Source organism: Streptomyces sp. NBC_00525, assembly GCF_036346595.1.
Taxonomy (GTDB): domain Bacteria; phylum Actinomycetota; class Actinomycetes; order Streptomycetales; family Streptomycetaceae; genus Streptomyces.
The window spans coordinates 4,753,184-4,770,135 of record NZ_CP107834.1; the positions used below are offsets into that span (position 1 = coordinate 4,753,184).

The 16,952-nt window shown below is 73.4% G+C and carries 11 protein-coding genes and 1 tRNA gene; 11 read left to right on the top strand and 1 reads right to left on the bottom strand.

The window, feature by feature from the left end; translation table 11 throughout:
- Positions 1–25 precede the first annotated feature (25 nt).
- The 4 genes from ku (at position 26) to OG710_RS21335 (ending at position 7,377) form a co-directional block, all read left to right on the top strand.
- On the top strand, positions 26–1,087 hold the full coding sequence (ku, locus tag OG710_RS21320; protein ID WP_330240748.1) for a non-homologous end joining protein Ku: 1,062 nt from the start codon (positions 26–28) through the stop codon (positions 1,085–1,087).
- A gap of 182 nt (positions 1,088–1,269) precedes the next feature.
- Positions 1,270–2,577 carry a serine hydroxymethyltransferase gene (gene glyA, locus OG710_RS21325; protein ID WP_443064283.1) on the top strand — a complete coding sequence of 436 codons (1,308 nt, stop codon included), beginning with the start codon at positions 1,270–1,272 and terminating at the stop codon, positions 2,575–2,577.
- A gap of 80 nt (positions 2,578–2,657) precedes the next feature.
- Positions 2,658–5,639 carry a GTPase gene (locus tag OG710_RS21330; protein ID WP_330240750.1) on the top strand — a complete coding sequence of 994 codons (2,982 nt, stop codon included), beginning with the start codon at positions 2,658–2,660 and terminating at the stop codon, positions 5,637–5,639.
- Positions 5,629–7,377, top strand: a complete 1,749-nt coding sequence (locus tag OG710_RS21335; protein ID WP_330240751.1) for a GTPase — start codon at positions 5,629–5,631, stop codon at positions 7,375–7,377. Before OG710_RS21330 ends, OG710_RS21335 begins: the two co-directional genes overlap by 11 nt.
- 60 nt (positions 7,378–7,437) lie before the next feature.
- Here the strand turns inward: OG710_RS21335 and OG710_RS21340 are convergent.
- A tRNA-Arg gene (locus OG710_RS21340) sits at positions 7,438–7,509 on the bottom strand.
- 195 nt (positions 7,510–7,704) lie between these two features.
- Between OG710_RS21340 and OG710_RS21345 the strand changes: the two genes are divergently transcribed.
- The 7 genes from OG710_RS21345 to rho all read left to right on the top strand — a co-directional run bounded on the left by OG710_RS21345 (position 7,705) and on the right by rho (position 16,895).
- Complete coding sequence (locus OG710_RS21345; RefSeq protein WP_330240752.1) at positions 7,705–8,139, top strand: response regulator; 435 nt, start codon at positions 7,705–7,707, stop codon at positions 8,137–8,139.
- A gap of 55 nt (positions 8,140–8,194) precedes the next feature.
- On the top strand, positions 8,195–9,292 hold the full coding sequence (nrtL, locus tag OG710_RS21350; protein WP_330240753.1) for an ArgS-related anticodon-binding protein NrtL: 1,098 nt from the start codon (positions 8,195–8,197) through the stop codon (positions 9,290–9,292).
- Positions 9,293–9,318: 26 nt separating this feature from the next.
- Complete coding sequence (lysA, locus tag OG710_RS21355) at positions 9,319–10,710, top strand: diaminopimelate decarboxylase (protein WP_330240754.1); 1,392 nt, start codon at positions 9,319–9,321, stop codon at positions 10,708–10,710.
- Between the two features lie 125 nt (positions 10,711–10,835).
- Entirely contained in the window at positions 10,836–12,146 is a 1,311-nt protein-coding gene (locus OG710_RS21360) for a homoserine dehydrogenase (protein WP_330240755.1), read from the top strand.
- Between the two features lie 6 nt (positions 12,147–12,152).
- Entirely contained in the window at positions 12,153–13,223 is a 1,071-nt protein-coding gene (gene thrC, locus OG710_RS21365) for a threonine synthase (RefSeq protein WP_111338192.1), read from the top strand.
- 316 nt (positions 13,224–13,539) lie between these two features.
- Positions 13,540–14,460 (top strand): homoserine kinase, encoded by a 921-nt coding sequence (gene thrB / locus OG710_RS21370; protein WP_111338193.1) that lies wholly within the window; start codon positions 13,540–13,542, stop codon positions 14,458–14,460.
- A 404-nt stretch (positions 14,461–14,864) separates the two neighbouring features.
- Positions 14,865–16,895: a transcription termination factor Rho gene (gene rho, locus OG710_RS21375; protein WP_330240756.1), complete on the top strand. Its 2,031-nt coding sequence runs from the start codon at positions 14,865–14,867 to the stop codon at positions 16,893–16,895.
- Positions 16,896–16,952: the final 57 nt, after the last annotated feature.

The window sequence follows — 16,952 nt, forward strand, 5'->3', positions numbered from 1 at the left end:
ACCTTCCGACCCAAGGGGTGAACCGGTGAGATCCATCTGGAACGGCGCCATCTCCTTCGGGCTGGTCAGCATCCCGATCAAGCTGGTCAACGCCACCGAGAACCACTCGATCTCGTTCCGGCAGATCCACACCGAGGACGGCGGCCGCATCCGCTACCGCAAGGTGTGCGAGCTGGACGGGGAGGAGGTGACGTCCGCCGAGATCGGCAAGGCGTACGAGGACGCCGACGGCACGATGATCCCGATCACCGACGAGGATCTGAGCCGGCTGCCGCTGCCCACCGCCAAGACCATCGAGATCGTCGCCTTCGTCCCGGCCGACGCGATCGACCCGCTCCAGATGGACGCGGCCTACTACCTCTCCGCCAACGGCGTACCGGCGGCCAAGCCGTACACCCTGCTGCGCGAGGCCCTGAAGCGGAGCCGCAAGGTGGCCCTCGCCAAGTACGCCCTGCGCGGGCGCGAGCGGCTGGGCATGCTGCGCGTGGTGGACGACGTGATCGCCATGCACGGACTGCTCTGGCCGGACGAGATCCGGGCGCCCGAGGGCGTCGCCCCGGAGTCCGACGTCACCGTCCGCGACGCGGAGCTGGACCTTGCGGACGCCCTGATGGACACCCTCGGCGAGGTCGACATGGACTCGCTGCACGACGACTACCGCGAGGCCGTCGAGGAGCTGATCGCCACCAAGGCGTCCGGCGGGACCCCGGAACCGGCCGACAAGGGCGCCAAGGGCGGCGGCAAGGTCATCGACCTGATCGCGGCCCTGGAGAGCAGCGTGCGCGCCGCGAAGGAGGCACGCGGCGAGGACGAGGACGAGGGGTCCGTCGCCGAGGTCACCTCCCTCACCGACCGCAAGAAGCCCGCACCCGACACGGGCACCGCCGAGAAGCGGGCCGCCGCCCCGAAGTCCTCCGGAACGAAGAAATCCGCCTCGGGCTCGAAGAAGACGGCGGCGAAGAAGAGCACGGCGAAGAATGGCACGGCCAAGAAGAGCACGGCGAAGAAACCGGCGGCCCGGAAGACGACCACCGGGAAACAGACGGGCTCCAAGAGCAGCACCCCCCGCAAACGCGCCTCCGCCTGACCGCGTACGACCGTTGCGTGCCCCGTGCGGACGCCCGGTAGGGTGCGAGACGTCGCGACTGGCGCGCACTCCTCGCGGGGTGCTCAGTGGAATCGACCACGAGGGAGCGGCACACCCCGGCGCGTCCGGGGGCGTCATGCCGGAGAGCCGTCCGCCTGGGCATCCGGGTCCACGCCGCAGCCATGCGGCCGACCCGTGAGGAACCCGTGACCGCGTCCGTACCCGCACAGCCCCGCCACCCCGCCCTGCTGGCCGCCGATCCGGAACTCGCCGCCCAGGTGGCCGCCGAGGAACGGCTCCAGTCCGACACCCTGCGCCTGATCCCCAGCGAGAACTACGTCTCCGCCGCCGTCCTCGAAGCCTCCGGCACGGTGCTCCAGAACAAGTACTCCGAGGGCTACCCCGGCAAGCGCTACTACGAGGGCCAGCAGGTCATCGACCGGATCGAGAGGCTGACCGCCGAGCGCGCCCGCGCCCTCTTCGGCATGGAGCACGCCAACGTCCAGCCGTACTCCGGCTCACCCGCCAACCTCGCCGTCTACCTGGCCTTCCTCAAGCCCGGCGACACCGTGCTCGGCATGTCCCTGCCGATGGGCGGCCACCTCACGCACGGCTGGGGCGTCTCCGCCACCGGCACCTGGTTCAACGGCGTCCAGTACGGCGTGCGCCGCGACACCGGCCGCGTCGACCTGGACGAGGTCCGCGACCTGGCCCTCGCCGAGCGGCCGAAGCTCATCTTCTGCGGCGGCACCGCCGTGCCCCGCGAGATCGACTTCGCCGGCTTCGCGGAGATCGCCCGCGAGGTGGGCGCCGTCCTGGTCGCCGACATCGCCCACATCGCCGGCCTGATCGCGGGCGGCGCCCACCCCTCGCCCGCCCCGCACGTGGACGTCGTCTCCACCACGACGCACAAGACCCTGCGCGGCCCGCGCGGCGCGATGCTCCTCAGCCGCGCCGAGCACGCCCGCGCCCTGGACCGCGCCGTCTTTCCCGGCCTCCAGGGCGGCCCGCACAACCAGACCACGGCCGCGATCGGCGTCGCCCTGAACGAGGCCGCCACGCCCGCCTTCTGCTCCTACGCCCACACGGTCGTCGCCAACGCCCGCACCCTCGGCGAGGAACTGGCCGCCCGCGGCTTCGACCTGGTCTCCGGCGGCACCGACAACCACCTGCTCCTGGTGGACCTCACCGGCAAGGACATCCCCGGCAAGACCGCCGCCAAGGCCCTCGACCGCGCCGGCATCGTCGTCAACTACAACACCGTCCCCTACGACCCCCGCAAGCCCTTCGACCCCTCCGGCATCCGCATCGGCACCCCCGCCCTGACCTCGCGCGGTATTCCCGCCTCGGCGATGGCCACCGTCGCGGACTGGATCGACCGCGTGATCACGGCGGCCCGTGCGGGCGACGAGCCCGCGATCACCGCGGTGCGGGCCGAGGTGAAGGACCTGATGGACCACTACCCGGCACCGGGGCTGCCGGTCGGCTGACCCCGCGCACACCGGCGGCCCGGCGGTACTCTCGCAGCAGGCCGCGAGCGCGGGGAAACGCGGAAGGGGACGACGGACCGGTGAACGGCAGAACAGCGCACGACAGAACGGGTCTCCGGGCCGGAACGCTGGCCCTCCTGCTCGAACCGCTGGGCGTGGACGCCGTGGCCGGCCCGGCGGCGCTCCAGCGCTTCGCCGAGGACGTGGCCGCGGCCGCCCGGACCCACGGATGCCCGGACCGGCCGGCCTCCGGGAGCACCCTCCCGCCGGTGTCCGCCGCGGTGGCGGCCTGCGCCGGGGTACACGAACTGATCCGCCTGACGACGAGCCGGGGACGGACCCCGGTCCCGGACGCGGACCGGCATCTCGCGGAGCTGGGACGGCTCGACGGACTGCGGAGCCGCCTGCCGGCCCTGGAGGGCGTGCCGGTGGAGGCGCTCCGGACGGACGCCGCCGCGCAGGCGGCTGCGGAACGGGAGCTGCCCGGAGCGCTGGAGCCGTGCCGTCGCGCGGAAGCGGAATGGCCGCAGGGCGTCTGGCCCTCGATCCGCGACATCGACGTCGAGTCCGCGACGGCCGACCTGAGCCTGCCCCGGACCGGCCGGCGGGCGGCGCGGGCGCGCGAGTCGGTGCTGGAGCACTGCTCCGCCGAACTCCGGGACCTGCGCAACCGGGAACTGGTGCCCCTCCTGGAGAAGGTGCGCGACCTGGCCGCCGCGCGGGAGGCGTACGAGACGTTCCTGACGCAACGGCCGCGGTGGTGGCGGTGGCTCGCGCCGGACATACGCACCGGATTCGACACGGAGCGGTACGAGGCCCTGTCCTGGGTCACCGAGGTCCGGGACACCGGCGCCGTCTCCGCGAGCGCCCTGGACATGCTCGCGGACCCCGACGTGCGCGCGGTGCTCGGACGCGAACCCGCGGCCCCGGCGGACGGAGCGGCCGATACGGCCCCCGCCCTCGGCTCGGCCGCCCGGATCACCGAGGGCTTGTCGGCCGCCGCCTCCCGGACCGGCATCGACGAACTGCGCGCCTTCGAGTCCTGGTACACGAAGAACATCGCGTCCTTCGACCGCGTCGCCGCGGCCATGGACCTGTGGCCGGCCGACCCGGCCCTCCGGGCGGCCCTCGCCCCGCTGGTCGACCGGCTCGCCTCCTTGTCGGGCACGGTGGACCCGAGCCGGCCGGCCTACCGCGACGTCCAGGCCGCCCTGCGGGCCGGGGCCGGGAGCGCCGCGCCGCCCGTGCCGTGCTCCCCGCACGCCGTCGAAGACGGGCGGCTCGTGGCGGTGATGCGCCGCCTCGGAGCACTCGAACGCGAACTGAACGACGCCGTACGGGTCATGCCCGCCGCCGGGGGCAGGCTGCGGGTCGCCGTCGCCGGGCGGACCAAGTCCGGCAAGACCACGCTCCGCAAGGTCCTGACCCGCGACCCGGACCAGGACGGCATAGGGCGGGGAGCACACCGCACCACGCGGGAGACCGCCGCGTTCCGGGTCGGCTCCGTCACGTACCTCGACACGCCGGGCGTCGCGGCCAAGGACGACGACCACGACGCCATGCGCGCCCGCGCCGCCTGCGACGACGCCGACGCGGTCATCTGGAACTACGCCGACACCCTGTACGACGAGGAGTCCGCCGAACTCCTGCGGCTGCTCCGCATGGGCAAACCCCTGCTCGTCGTGGTCAACGTGAAGAGCCGGGTCGTCGAACGGCACCGCCTGGAGCGCTTCGCCAAGGACCCGGACAGGGAGTTCCAGCAGGTCGCCGGGCACACCGCGCGGATCGAGCAGGTCTGCCGCGCCGCCGGATTCACCCCGCCCGCCATCCTCCCCGTCCACTCCGGCGCCGCCCACGAGGCGCTGTCCGTCCCGGACCGCGAGCTGGGTGCCCTGGCCCTCCGGGCGAGCCGGCTGCCCGAGCTGGAGGAGTCCCTCACCCGGCTGCTGGCCGAGCGGGCGCTCCCGCTGCGCGCCGTCCGGCTGGCGGACGCGGTCCGGGCCCCGGTCGCCGCCCTTCACGACCGGCTCGCCCGTGAACTCCGGGGCATCGGTCTCGCACTCGACGCGCTCGAACGCTCGGCGGACGACGACCGGGCCGCCGTGCTCACGGCCGTCCGCACGGCGGGCCGGGACACCCGCGACCGGCTCGACGCCGTGCGGCACCGGGCGGCGGAACGGCTGCCGGACGTGGTCGGGAGCCTGGGCGGCGAGGACGCCGCGCGCACCTGGCGCGACTTCCTCACCGGCCTGGAAGCGGAGGAACTCCTCTCCGGCCTCGCCGACGCGTGCGAGCGGGCGGCGCTGGACCGGGGCATCCTCCTGCGCACGACGGTGGACGTCCCGGACCACGCCGACGCCGCGCGACCGCGGGTACAGCCGTATCCCGGCCTCAAAACCCAGAGCGTGACGCTCGGCACGGCGGCGGCCAAGGGGGCGGCGAAGGCCCTCCTGGGAGCCGCCACCACCAAGGGGCTCACCAAGGCCCTCCCCCCTCCCGCGAAGGCGGCGGTGCACTCGGCGGGGGCCCTGGCCGGAGCGGCGAAGGCGCTGAGCGGCGAGATACTCCAGCTGCGACGGGCGCAGGAGCAGTGGACGGAAGCCGGCACCGCGGCGGCCGCGGCCGGCCTCGACAAGCTGTTCGACACGCTGACGGCCTGGACGGACCGGTTCGAGGCGGAGGTGACGGAGCTGACCGGGGCCCGGTTCGACACCCGGTCCGCCGACATCGCCGCCGCGCGGGAGAGGTACGGCCGGCTCGACCGGCTGCGACCGGCCCTGCGGTCCGCCCTCGACGCGATCGATCTCGTCCTGGCCCGCAGGCTCCTCCAGCTCGCGGGCGGCGCCCCGGAGGCCGTCCGCCGGGCACGCCGGACGCCCGGGGCCGAACTCCTGGTCCGGACGGACCCGTCCCGCACCGCCGACGTACGGGCGCGCCTGCGCGACCACTGCGTGGACGTACTCACCGAGCGGATCGAGATCCGCCCGGACCCCATGGACGAGAAGGACGGGATGCCGCATGACGACCGGAACGAGAGGGGCGGGGGACCGCATGACCACTGACACGGCACCGGCCGGCGCTTCCGGCGGCGAGGACCGCTCCGGGGCACGGGTGCTCGCGCTGAGCGCCCGCGCCGAGAAGCTCCTGGCCGCCCACCCGCGCACCCGCCCGCTGACCGCGGAGCTGCCCCGCGCCGACGGGAGCCCGCTGCGCATCGCCCTGACGGGCCCGTACAGCGCGGGCAAGTCCACGCTCGTCGCGGCCCTCCTCCGGCTCCCCGCCGCCCGGGTCGGCGCCCTCGTCGACGCGGCCCCCAAGACGCAGGAGGCGACACCGTACGAGTGGGACGGAGCGACCCTCGTCGATCTGCCCGGAACCCTGTCGGGCGACGACGAGCACTCCGAGGCGGCCCGGCGCGGTGTGCACCGCGCAGACGCCCTCATGATCGTGACGACGAGCGAACTGCCCGGTGAGGCGGAGACCGGGGCGATCCTGGAGGCGCTCGGCCGGGCCGGGTTCGCCGACCGGAGCGTCGTCGTCGTCAACAAGATGAGCGCGGAGAACAGCGACCGCGAGGTCGTCATCGAGGAGATACGGGCCCGGCTCGGGCCCTTCGCCGGCCGCGTCCCGATCGTTCCGACCGACGCGCGCGACTACGTCGACGCCGTCAACGACCCGTCCCTGCCGGCCGCCGACCGCGCGGCACTCGTCGCCGAGAGCGGCATCGACGCGCTCACCGCCGAACTGAGGCGCCTCGTCGCGCCCGGCGTCGACGGTGTCCGTCCCCGGGCCCAGGCGTTCGAGCTCCTCCGGGTACTGACGGAGGCCGAGCGGCGGTGGGAGCTGGACGGCGACGACCTCCGGGCCGCGCGGACCACGCGGAAGGCACAGGAAGCGGTCACCGGCGCCAGGGAGCTCGTGCTGAGCGCCCTGGACAGGGAGAGCGGCGTCGTCGCCGACCGGACCACCGCGGCCGGAGAGCGGGTCGCCGCCGCGGTCTCGGACAAGAACGGCACCGTCCCCGACCGCGTCGCCCGTGCCGTGGAGGACGAGGAGGAGGACATGGCGGCGGACTTCGACGCGAAGTTCTTCTCCGCGATGCGGACGGCCTTCGACACGCTGGCCGCCGAGTACGGAACCCGGGTGCCGGAGCCCGACGCCTGGGCGAACGACCTCGAAACCTCCGGGACGGCGCCCGCCCCGGCGCCGGAGGAAGACTCTCCGCTGAGCCGGAGCGCCAAGGAAGCGGCCAAGAACGGCATGAAGGCGGGCGCCGCCAAGGCGGGGGAGTGGCTGGAGAAGGTCAAGGACGGCGGCCACGGACCGGGCAGCACCGCCGCCGCGGTCGTGGACAAGCTCAGCAAGAACGGAGTGGCCCGGAAGATCCTCGACGTCGGCGGCAAGGTCACCAACGGGGCGGAGGGGTTCAAGCCCTGGGGCAGGACCAAGGCGGCCAAGAAGCTGGTGGGCGCGGCCGGCAAGGCGCGATGGGCGCTGCTGGTCATGGAGCCGCTGACGGACCTGGTGGGCGTCGCGCGGGAGCAGGGCGAGTGGAAGGCGGTCAACGACCGGCGGCAGACGATCAGGGATCGCTTCGCCGAGCAGGCGCGCGCCCGGCGGGAGGCCCTCACCGACGCCGGCACCCGGTACGTGAACGAGTGGATCGCCCGGGTGGAACAGTCGCTCGCCGGCCTCACGGAGCAGGGTGCGCGCGTCGACGCCGAACGCGAGGCGGCGCTGAGCGCGATCCAGGACCTCCGCGACGAGGCCGCGCGCCTGACCGGCCCGATGGCGTCCTGACATGAAGAAAGGCGCTGACCGACAATCGTCGATCAGCGCCTCATGGCACTTCCTGCGAAGTGCCCCCGGCAGGATTCGAACCTGCGCACCCGGCTCCGGAGGCCGATGCTCTATCCCCTGAGCTACGGGGGCGTTTCGCCGTGTTGCTCGGCGACGGGTGAAACACTACCAGCTTCCGCGGGGTGCCCGTGAACAGGTATTCCGCGTCATCGCGCGAGGTCGGTACGCCCCTCGCACACACATCCGGCCATCCTCGCCGTCCTCCGTCCGGGGACGGAAGTGGGCAAAACCCGGACGCAGCCCCTGCGGCCCGCCTACTCTCGAAGGGTGTCAGGCGCTTGCGGCCGCGTGCTTGTTGTCGACGACAACAAGGTCATCCGGCAGTTGATCAGGGTCAACCTCGAGCTGGAGGGCTTCGAGGTCGTGACCGCGGGCGATGGTGTCGAGTGTCTGGATCTGGTGCACCGGGTCCGGCCCGATGTGATCACCCTCGATGTCGTCATGCCCCGGCTGGACGGCCTCCAGACCGCCGGCCGGCTGCGGTCCGACCCGCGCACCGGGCATCTGCCGCTGGCGATCGTCAGCTCCTGCACGCCGTACGAGGTGGACCACGGGGTCGCCGCCGGGGTGGACGCCTTTCTGGCCAAACCTTTCGAGCCCAGCGAGCTGGTACGGCTGGTGCGCCGGCTCATGGAGCGCGGCCGGCCGCCCGTACTGGACTGCGGGCAGGGCGGCGGGCGGGCGGAGAGCGCCGCCGGCTGACCGCATGGCGAAACCGGTTCGCGAAGGGCCCCCCTCCCTCCCATACGCTTGTCCCGTGACCCCCGTCGATCTCTCCACGACCGTGCTGCGCGCCGTGCGCCGCGCGGTCCGCGAGGACGCCCTCCGCGTGCCCGTGCCCGCGCGCGTCCGGGTGGAGCGGACCCGCCCCGGCGGCCGCGGGGAGTACGCCAGCGCCGTCGCGCTCCAGCTCGCCGGACCCGCCGGAATCGGCGCCCGCGAGGTCGCCGCGATCCTGCGCGACCGGCTCACCGCAGCCCCCGGCGTCGCCGGCGTCGAGATCACCGGACCCGGCTTCCTCAACTTCACGCTCGACGCCGGTGCCGGCGCCGCCGCCCACCGCGACCTGGTGCACCGCGTCCGCGCCGAGGGCGAGCGCTACGGCTGGAGCGACGCCCTCGCCGGACACCCCGCCCGGCTCCACCACGCCCACGAGGTCCGGGCCGCCGTCACCGCGGACGCCGTCCGCCGCCTCCTGCGCACCCAGGGCGCCCCCGTCCACCTCAGCCACGACGGCGGCGCGCCGGACCCCGACTGGCAACGGCTCGGAGTGAGCCCCGAGGGGTACGGGCAGCCGGAGGCGGAAGCGGCGGCGGAGGCGGCGGCCACGCCGGTACGGCCCGTCCCCGCCGGGCACACCGCCGCCGAACTGCTCCGCCGGCTCGGCCCCGACGCCACCCGCTGGGGGCTGCTGCGGCCCGCCGGCCACGACCACGCGCCCCTCGGACCCGAGCTGATCGTCCAGACCGCGGCCAACCCCCTCTTCCGCGTCCGCTACGCACACGCCCGCGCCCGCGCCCAGCGCCGCGGCGCCGACCGGCTCGGCCTCACCGCCGCCGCGCCCGGCGAGGACATCGACACCACCGGCGCCGCCCCGCTGCTCACACTGCTCGACGCGCACCCCGCCGTACTCGCCGCCGCCGCCCGGCAGCACGCCCCGGACCGGCTCGCCCGGCACCTCGAAGCGCTCGCCGGCGCCTTCTTCGACTTCCACGACGCCGCACCCCCGCTGCCCGCCGGGGAGGAGAAACCCTCGGCCGCCCACCGCTCCCGGCTGGCCATCGCCGAAGCCGCCGGGACGGTGCTGGCCGGCGGCCTGACCCTGCTCGGCGTCAGCGCGCCCGAACACCTCTGAGACCCGAGAGAACAGAGCCACACACGATGAGCCGTTCCGCCCACCCCGCCGGACCCCGTCACGCCGACGTGCTGTCCGAGGGCCACTACCTCGCCCCCGCCGACAACCTCAACGCCCTCGACGCGAAGGTGTGGTCCAGCACCGTCACCCGCGACGAGCAGGGCGCCCTGACCGTCGCCGGGCTCCCGGTCGCCCGCCTCGCCGAGGAGTTCGGCACCCCCGCCTACTTCCTGGACGAGGCCGACTTCCGGGCCCGCTGCCGCGCCTGGGCCGACGCCTTCGGACCCGGCGCCGATGTCTTCTACGCCGGCAAGGCGTTCCTCTCCCGCGCGATCGTCCGCTGGCTCACCGAGGAAGGGCTCAACCTCGACGTCTGCTCCGGCGGCGAACTGGCCACCGCGCTCGACGCCGGCATGCCCCCCGAGCGCATCGCCTTCCACGGCAACAACAAGACCGTCGAGGAGATCGAGCGCGCCGTCGCCGCCGGCGTCGGCCGCATCGTCCTCGACTCCTTCCAGGAGATCGTCCGCGTCGCCCACACCGCCCAGCGCCTCGGGAAGCGCCAGCGCGTCCAGATCCGCGTCACCGTCGGCGTCGAGGCGCACACCCACGAGTTCATCGCCACCGCCCACGAGGACCAGAAGTTCGGCATCGCGCTCGCCGGCGGACAGGCCGCCGAGGCCGTCCGCCGCGCCCTGACGCTGGACGGGCTGGAACTCGTCGGCATCCACTCCCACATCGGCTCCCAGATCTTCGACATGGCCGGTTTCGAGGTCTCCGCCCGCCGCGTCGTGCAGCTCCTGGCCGAGGTGCGCGACGAGCACGGCGTCGAACTCCCCGAGATCGACCTCGGCGGCGGCCTCGGCATCGCGTACACCTCCGAGGACGACCCGCGCGAACCGCACGAGATCGCCAAGGCGCTCGGCGACATCGTGACCCGCGAGTGCGAGGCCGCCCGGCTCGCCACCCCCCGCATCTCCGTGGAGCCCGGCCGCGCCATCGTCGGCCCGACCGCCTTCACGCTCTACGAGGTCGGCACGATCAAGCCGCTGGACGGCCTGCGCACCTACGTGAGCGTGGACGGCGGCATGTCGGACAACATCCGCACCGCGCTGTACGACGCCGAGTACAGCGTCACGCTCGCCTCGCGCACCTCGGACGCCGAGCCGATGCTCGTCCGCGTCGTCGGCAAGCACTGCGAGAGCGGCGACATCGTGGTCAAGGACGCCTACCTGCCGTCCGACCTGGCCCCCGGCGACCTGATCGCCGTGCCCGCCACCGGCGCCTACTGCCGCTCCATGGCGAGCAACTACAACCACGCCCTGCGCCCGCCGGTCGTCGCCGTCCGGGACGGCGCGGCGCGCGTGATCGTCCGGCGCGAGACGGAGGAAGATCTCCTGCGTCTCGATGTCGGCTGATGCCGTATTTCCGGGGCCGTACCACGGTATCCCCGTAAAGGTCTCACGATCCGGACGGGTGGCGGGAACGCCCGTCCGGTGAGTGAGACTGGTCCGTACAACAGCTGTAAAGGAAACGAGGTCGGATGATGCGTACGCGTCCGCTGAAGGTGGCGCTGCTGGGCTGTGGTGTGGTCGGCTCAGAGGTGGCGCGCATCATGACGACGCACGCCGACGACCTCGCCGCGCGCATCGGCGCGCCGGTGGAGCTCGCCGGTGTGGCCGTGCGCCGGCCGTCCAAGGTGCGCGAGGGCATCGACCCCGCGCTGATCACCACCGACGCGACCGCCCTGGTCAAACGGGGCGACCTCGACGTCGTCATCGAGGTCATCGGCGGCATCGAGCCCGCCCGCACCCTGATCACCACCGCCTTCGAGCACGGCGCGAGCGTCGTCTCCGCCAACAAGGCGCTGCTCGCCGAGGACGGCGCCGCGCTGCACGCCGCCGCCGAGCGGCACGGCCGCGACCTCTACTACGAGGCCGCCGTCGCCGGAGCCATCCCGCTCGTCCGCCCGCTGCGCGAATCCCTCGCGGGCGACACGGTCAACCGGGTGCTCGGCATCGTCAACGGCACCACCAACTTCATCCTCGACAAGATGGACACCAGCGGCGCCGGCTACTCCGAGGCGCTCGACGAGGCCACCGCGCTGGGCTACGCCGAGGCTGACCCCACCGCCGACGTGGAGGGCTTCGACGCCGCGGCCAAGGCCGCGATCCTGGCCGGCATCGCCTTCCACACCCGGGTGAGGATCGGCGACGTGCACCGCGAGGGCATCACCGAGGTCACCGCCGCCGACATCGCCTCCGCCCGCCGCATGGGCTGCACCGTCAAGCTCCTCGCCATCTGCGAGCGCGCCGCCGACGGAGCCTCCGTCACCGCCCGCGTGCACCCCGCGATGATCCCGCTGAGCCATCCGCTCGCCTCCGTCCGCGAGGCGTACAACGCGGTGTTCGTCGAGGCGGAGGCCGCCGGGCAGCTGATGTTCTACGGCCCCGGCGCGGGCGGCGCGCCCACCGCGTCGGCCGTCCTCGGCGACCTCGTGGCCGTCTGCCGCAACAAGCTCAACGAAGCCCCCGGCCCCGGCGAGTCCGCCTACACGCGGCTGCCCGTCAGCCCCATGGGCGACGTCGTCACGCGGTACCACATCAGCCTGGACGTGGCCGACAAACCGGGCGTGCTCGCCCAGGTCGCCACGGTCTTCGCCGACCAGGGCGTATCCATCGATACGGTCCGCCAGCAGAGCCGGCCGGACAGCCAGGAATCCGACGGCGAGGCATCGCTCGTCGTCGTCACCCACCGCGCGCCCGACGCCGCCCTCTCCGGGACCGTCGAGGCGCTGCGCAAGCTCGACACCGTGCGCGGTGTCGCCAGCATCATGCGTGTTGAAGGGGAGTAAGGACCCATGACCACCAAGGGCACCCACCAGTGGCGCGGCATCATCGAGGAATACCGGGACCGCCTCCCGGTCACGGACACGACCCCGGTCGTCACGCTCCGTGAGGGCGGTACGCCACTCGTACCGGCCCAGGTCCTCTCCGAGCGCACGGGCTGCGAGGTGCACCTCAAGGTCGAGGGCGCCAACCCCACCGGGTCCTTCAAGGACCGCGGCATGACCATGGCCATCACCCGCGCCAAGGAAGAGGGCGCGCAGGCCGTCATCTGCGCCTCCACCGGCAACACCTCCGCCTCGGCCGCCGCCTACGCGGTCCGGGCCGGCATGGTCTGCGCCGTCCTCGTGCCGCAGGGCAAGATCGCGCTCGGCAAGATGGGCCAGGCCCTCGTGCACGGCGCCAAGATCCTCCAGGTCGACGGCAACTTCGACGACTGCCTGACGCTGGCCCGCTCGCTCTCGGACAACTACCCGGTCGCGCTGGTCAATTCGGTCAACCCGGTCCGCATCGAGGGCCAGAAGACCGCCGCGTTCGAGATCGTCGACGCCCTCGGCGACGCCCCGGACATCCACGTCCTCCCCGTCGGCAACGCGGGCAACATCACCGCGTACTGGAAGGGCTACACCGAGTACGCCGGCGACGGCATGGCCACGCACAAGCCGCGCATGTGGGGCTTCCAGGCGTCCGGCTCCGCGCCCATCGTGCGCGGCGAGGTCGTCAAGGACCCGTCGACCATCGCCACCGCGATCCGGATCGGCAACCCGGCCTCCTGGAACTTCGCGCTCGCCGCGCGCGACGAGTCCGGCGGCTTCATCGACGAGGTCACGGACCGTCAGATCCTGTCCGCCTACCGCCTGTTGGCCTCGCAGGAGGGCGTCTTCGTGGAGCCCGCGTCGGCCGCGTCCGTCGCCGGTCTGCTCAAGGCCGCCGAGGAGGGCAAGGTGGACCCCGGCCAGAAGATCGTGTGCACGGTCACCGGGAACGGCCTCAAGGACCCCGACTGGGCCGTCGCCGGCGCCCCGCAGCCGGTGACCGTCCCGGTCGACGCGGCCGCCGCCGCCGAACGGCTGGGCCTGGCCTGACCCGCCGGTCCGGGGGCCGGTCCATGCGGACGGCCCCCGGACCGCACACGCCACCTCGTCCTCACGCGCGACACCTCGTCAGAAACGGCGCCCGACCGGCCCTTTCCGCCCGGGAGAGCGCATCACGGGCGTGCGACACGCATCGTGCGCCTCCTGTGCGCCCTATGTCGCCACAGAACCTTCCTTCGATAAGCTGTACCCAACCCGCCCCGCCGCGTCTGCCGGGGTGCCACCGGGCCGTTGCGGCTCCCCCGAAGAATCCCCGCCCGCAGCTCCTCGGATTCCCCGCCGCCTCACAAGGAGAGTCGTCACAGCGATGGCCGGTCCCGCCTTCCGAGCCGCCGCCGTCCGGGTGCGCGTCCCCGCGACCAGCGCCAACCTCGGCCCCGGTTTCGACGCCCTCGGCCTGTCGCTCGGCCTGTACGACGACGTCGTCGTCCGCGTCGCCGACTCCGGACTGCACATCGACATCGCCGGCGAGGGCGCCCAGACCCTGCCCCGCGACGAGAAGCACCTGCTCGTACGCTCCCTGCGCACCGCCTTCGACCTGCTCGGCGGGCAGCCGCGCGGCCTGGAGATCGTCTGCGCCAACCGCATCCCGCACGGCCGCGGCCTGGGTTCGTCCTCCGCCGCCATCTGCGCCGGAATCGTCGCCGCCCGCGCCGTGACGACCGGCGGGGACGCCCGGCTCGACGACGCCGCCCTGCTGGAGCTGGCCACCGAGATCGAGGGCCACCCGGACAACGTCGCGGCCTGCCTGCTCGGCGGATTCACCCTCGCCTGGATGGACGGTTCCTCCGCCCGTGCGATCAGGATGGACCCCGCCGATTCCATCGTTCCGGTGGTTTTCGTCCCCGGCAAGCCGGTCCTCACCGAGACCGCCCGCGGCCTCCTGCCGCGCACCGTTCCGCACGTGGACGCCGCCTTCAACGCCGGCCGCGCCGCCCTGCTCGTCGAGGCCATGACCAGGCGCCCCGAGCTGCTGCTCACGGCCACCGAGGACCGGCTGCACCAGGACTACCGCGCGCCCGCCATGGCCGAGAGCGTCGAGCTGGTGGGCCGGCTGCGCGCCGAGGGCGTCCCGGCCGTCATCTCCGGGGCGGGCCCGACGGTGCTGGCCCTGGCCGGGGACGGCGAGGCCGACAAGGTCGCCCGGCTGGCGGGCGAGGGATGGGCGGCCAACCGGCTCGCCCTCGACGCGCAGGGCGCGAGCGTCCTGCCGCTCACGTCGTCGTAACCGGCAGACCGCCGGCCGAGAAGTGATTGCCGGTGAGCGAGAGGGGGAATGTTTGTTGGAGCCGGTAGTGTTAACCTCAAGTCTGCAATCGACGTCCATGAGGCGCGTTGCTTCGTGTCCCCTTCGGGACCACCATTTCTTCCGGGAGCCTCCCCAACTGTCAGAGCAGCCTGCCTGAGCAGTTGCGAGCACGCTCCGGAACCGGCACGACACCCCTCGCTCCTCCAGAGAGTGGGCCGAGCAGGGGGATGCTCGCGCCGGGCCCATGCACACCTCATCTCTCCGCCGTTCCATCCGGCGGACCACCGCCCCGGCACGGGCCGCACCAACCGAGGACCGCAGCCGGACAGCACAACCGGTCGCCGAGCCAGAAGGCCGACGTCCGCTCCAGGGAAGGACCCTTCGTGAGCGACACCACCGATCTGATGGGCGTGACTGCCGACAAGAGCGTCGACAGCGCCGCGCCCGCCGAAGGTGCTGCCACTGGCACCACCGCACGGCGCCGCCGCTCCGGCACCGGCCTTGAGGGCATGGTCCTGGCCGAGCTGCAGCAGGTCGCGTCCGGCCTCGGCATCAAGGGCACCGCGCGGATGCGCAAGAGCCAGCTGATCGAGGTCATCAAGGAGGCCCAGGCCGGCGGCGGCGCACCCGCCGCCCAGGCCAAGGCCACCGCGGCCCCCGCCGAGGCGACGGAGACGAAGCCGAAGCGCCGCGCCACCTCCAAGGCGCGCACCGCCGCCGCCGCCGACGAGACCCCCGCCGCCGAGCCCGCCGAGAAGGCCGCGGCCCAGCAGCAGATCGACATCCCGGGCCAGCCGGCCAGCGACGACCAGCCCGCGGGCGAACGCCGCCGCCGCCGCGCCACCGCCCAGGCGGGCAGCCCGGAGACCAAGCCGGACACCAAGGCGCAGACCCAGACCAAGGACCGCGCCCAGGACGAGCCCAAGCACGAGCAGAAGCACGAGGCACCCGCCGAGGACCGCTCCGAGGCCAAGGCCGAGAACGCCGCCGACAACGCCGAGGGCCGTCGCGGCGACCGCCAGGACCGCGGTCAGCAGCGCGGTGACCGCGGCGAGCAGCGCCGCGACCGCCAGCGCGACCGCCGGGGCAAGGGCGACGACCAGGGCGGCCGGCGCCAGGGCGGCGGCCAGAGCCAGGGCGGCAACAACGGCCCCCAGGACGACGGCTTCGACGACGAGGGCGGCCGGCGCGGCCGGCGCGGACGCTACCGCGACCGTCGCGGCCGCCGCGGCCGCGACGACTTCGCGAGCGACGCCCCGCCCGTCAGCGACGACGACGTCCTGATCCCCGTCGCGGGCATCCTGGACATCCTCGACAACTACGCGTTCATCCGGACCTCCGGCTACCTGCCCGGACCGAACGACGTGTACGTCTCGCTGGCCCAGGTCCGCAAGAACGGCCTGCGCAAGGGCGACCACGTCACCGGTGCCGTCCGCCAGCCCAAGGACGGCGAGCGCCGCGAGAAGTTCAACGCGCTGGTCCGCCTCGACTCGGTCAACGGCATGGCGCCGGAGTCCGGCCGCGGCCGGCCCGAGTTCCAGAAGCTCACGCCGCTCTACCCGCAGGACCGGCTCCGCCTGGAGACCGACTCCAACGTCCTGACGACGCGCATCATCGACCTGGTCGCCCCCATCGGCAAGGGCCAGCGCGGTCTGATCGTGGCCCCGCCGAAGACCGGCAAGACCATGATCCTCCAGGCCATCGCCAACGCGATCACGGTCAACAGCCCCGAGTGCCACCTGATGGTCGTCCTGGTCGACGAGCGTCCGGAAGAGGTCACCGACATGCAGCGGTCGGTGAAGGGCGAGGTCATCTCCTCGACCTTCGACCGCCCCGCCGAGGACCACACCACCGTCGCCGAGCTGGCCATCGAGCGCGCCAAGCGCCTGGTCGAACTGGGCCACGACGTGGTCGTCCTGCTCGACTCGATCACCCGCCTGGGCCGCGCGTACAACCTCGCCGCCCCGGCCTCCGGCCGCATCCTGTCCGGTGGTGTCGACTCCACCGCGCTCTACCCGCCGAAGCGCTTCTTCGGTGCCGCGCGCAACATCGAGGACGGCGGCTCGCTGACCATCCTGGCCACCGCGCTGGTCGAGACCGGCTCGCGGATGGACGAGGTGATCTTCGAGGAGTTCAAGGGCACCGGCAACATGGAGCTCAAGCTCGACCGCAAGCTCTCCGACAAGCGGATCTTCCCCGCGGTGGACGTCGACGCGTCCTCCACCCGCAAGGAGGAGATCCTGCTCGGCGGCGAGGAGCTGGCGATCGTCTGGAAGCTGCGCCGGGTGCTGCACGCCCTCGACCAGCAGCAGGCCATCGAGCTGCTGCTGGACCGGATGAAGAAGACCCAGTCCAACGCGGAGTTCCTGCTCCAGATCCAGAAGACCACCCCGGCGCCGGGCAACAACGACTAGTCGGGGCCCCGCCGCCGTCCAGGGCCGCCCCCGCACTCCGGTGCGGGTGCGGCCCTG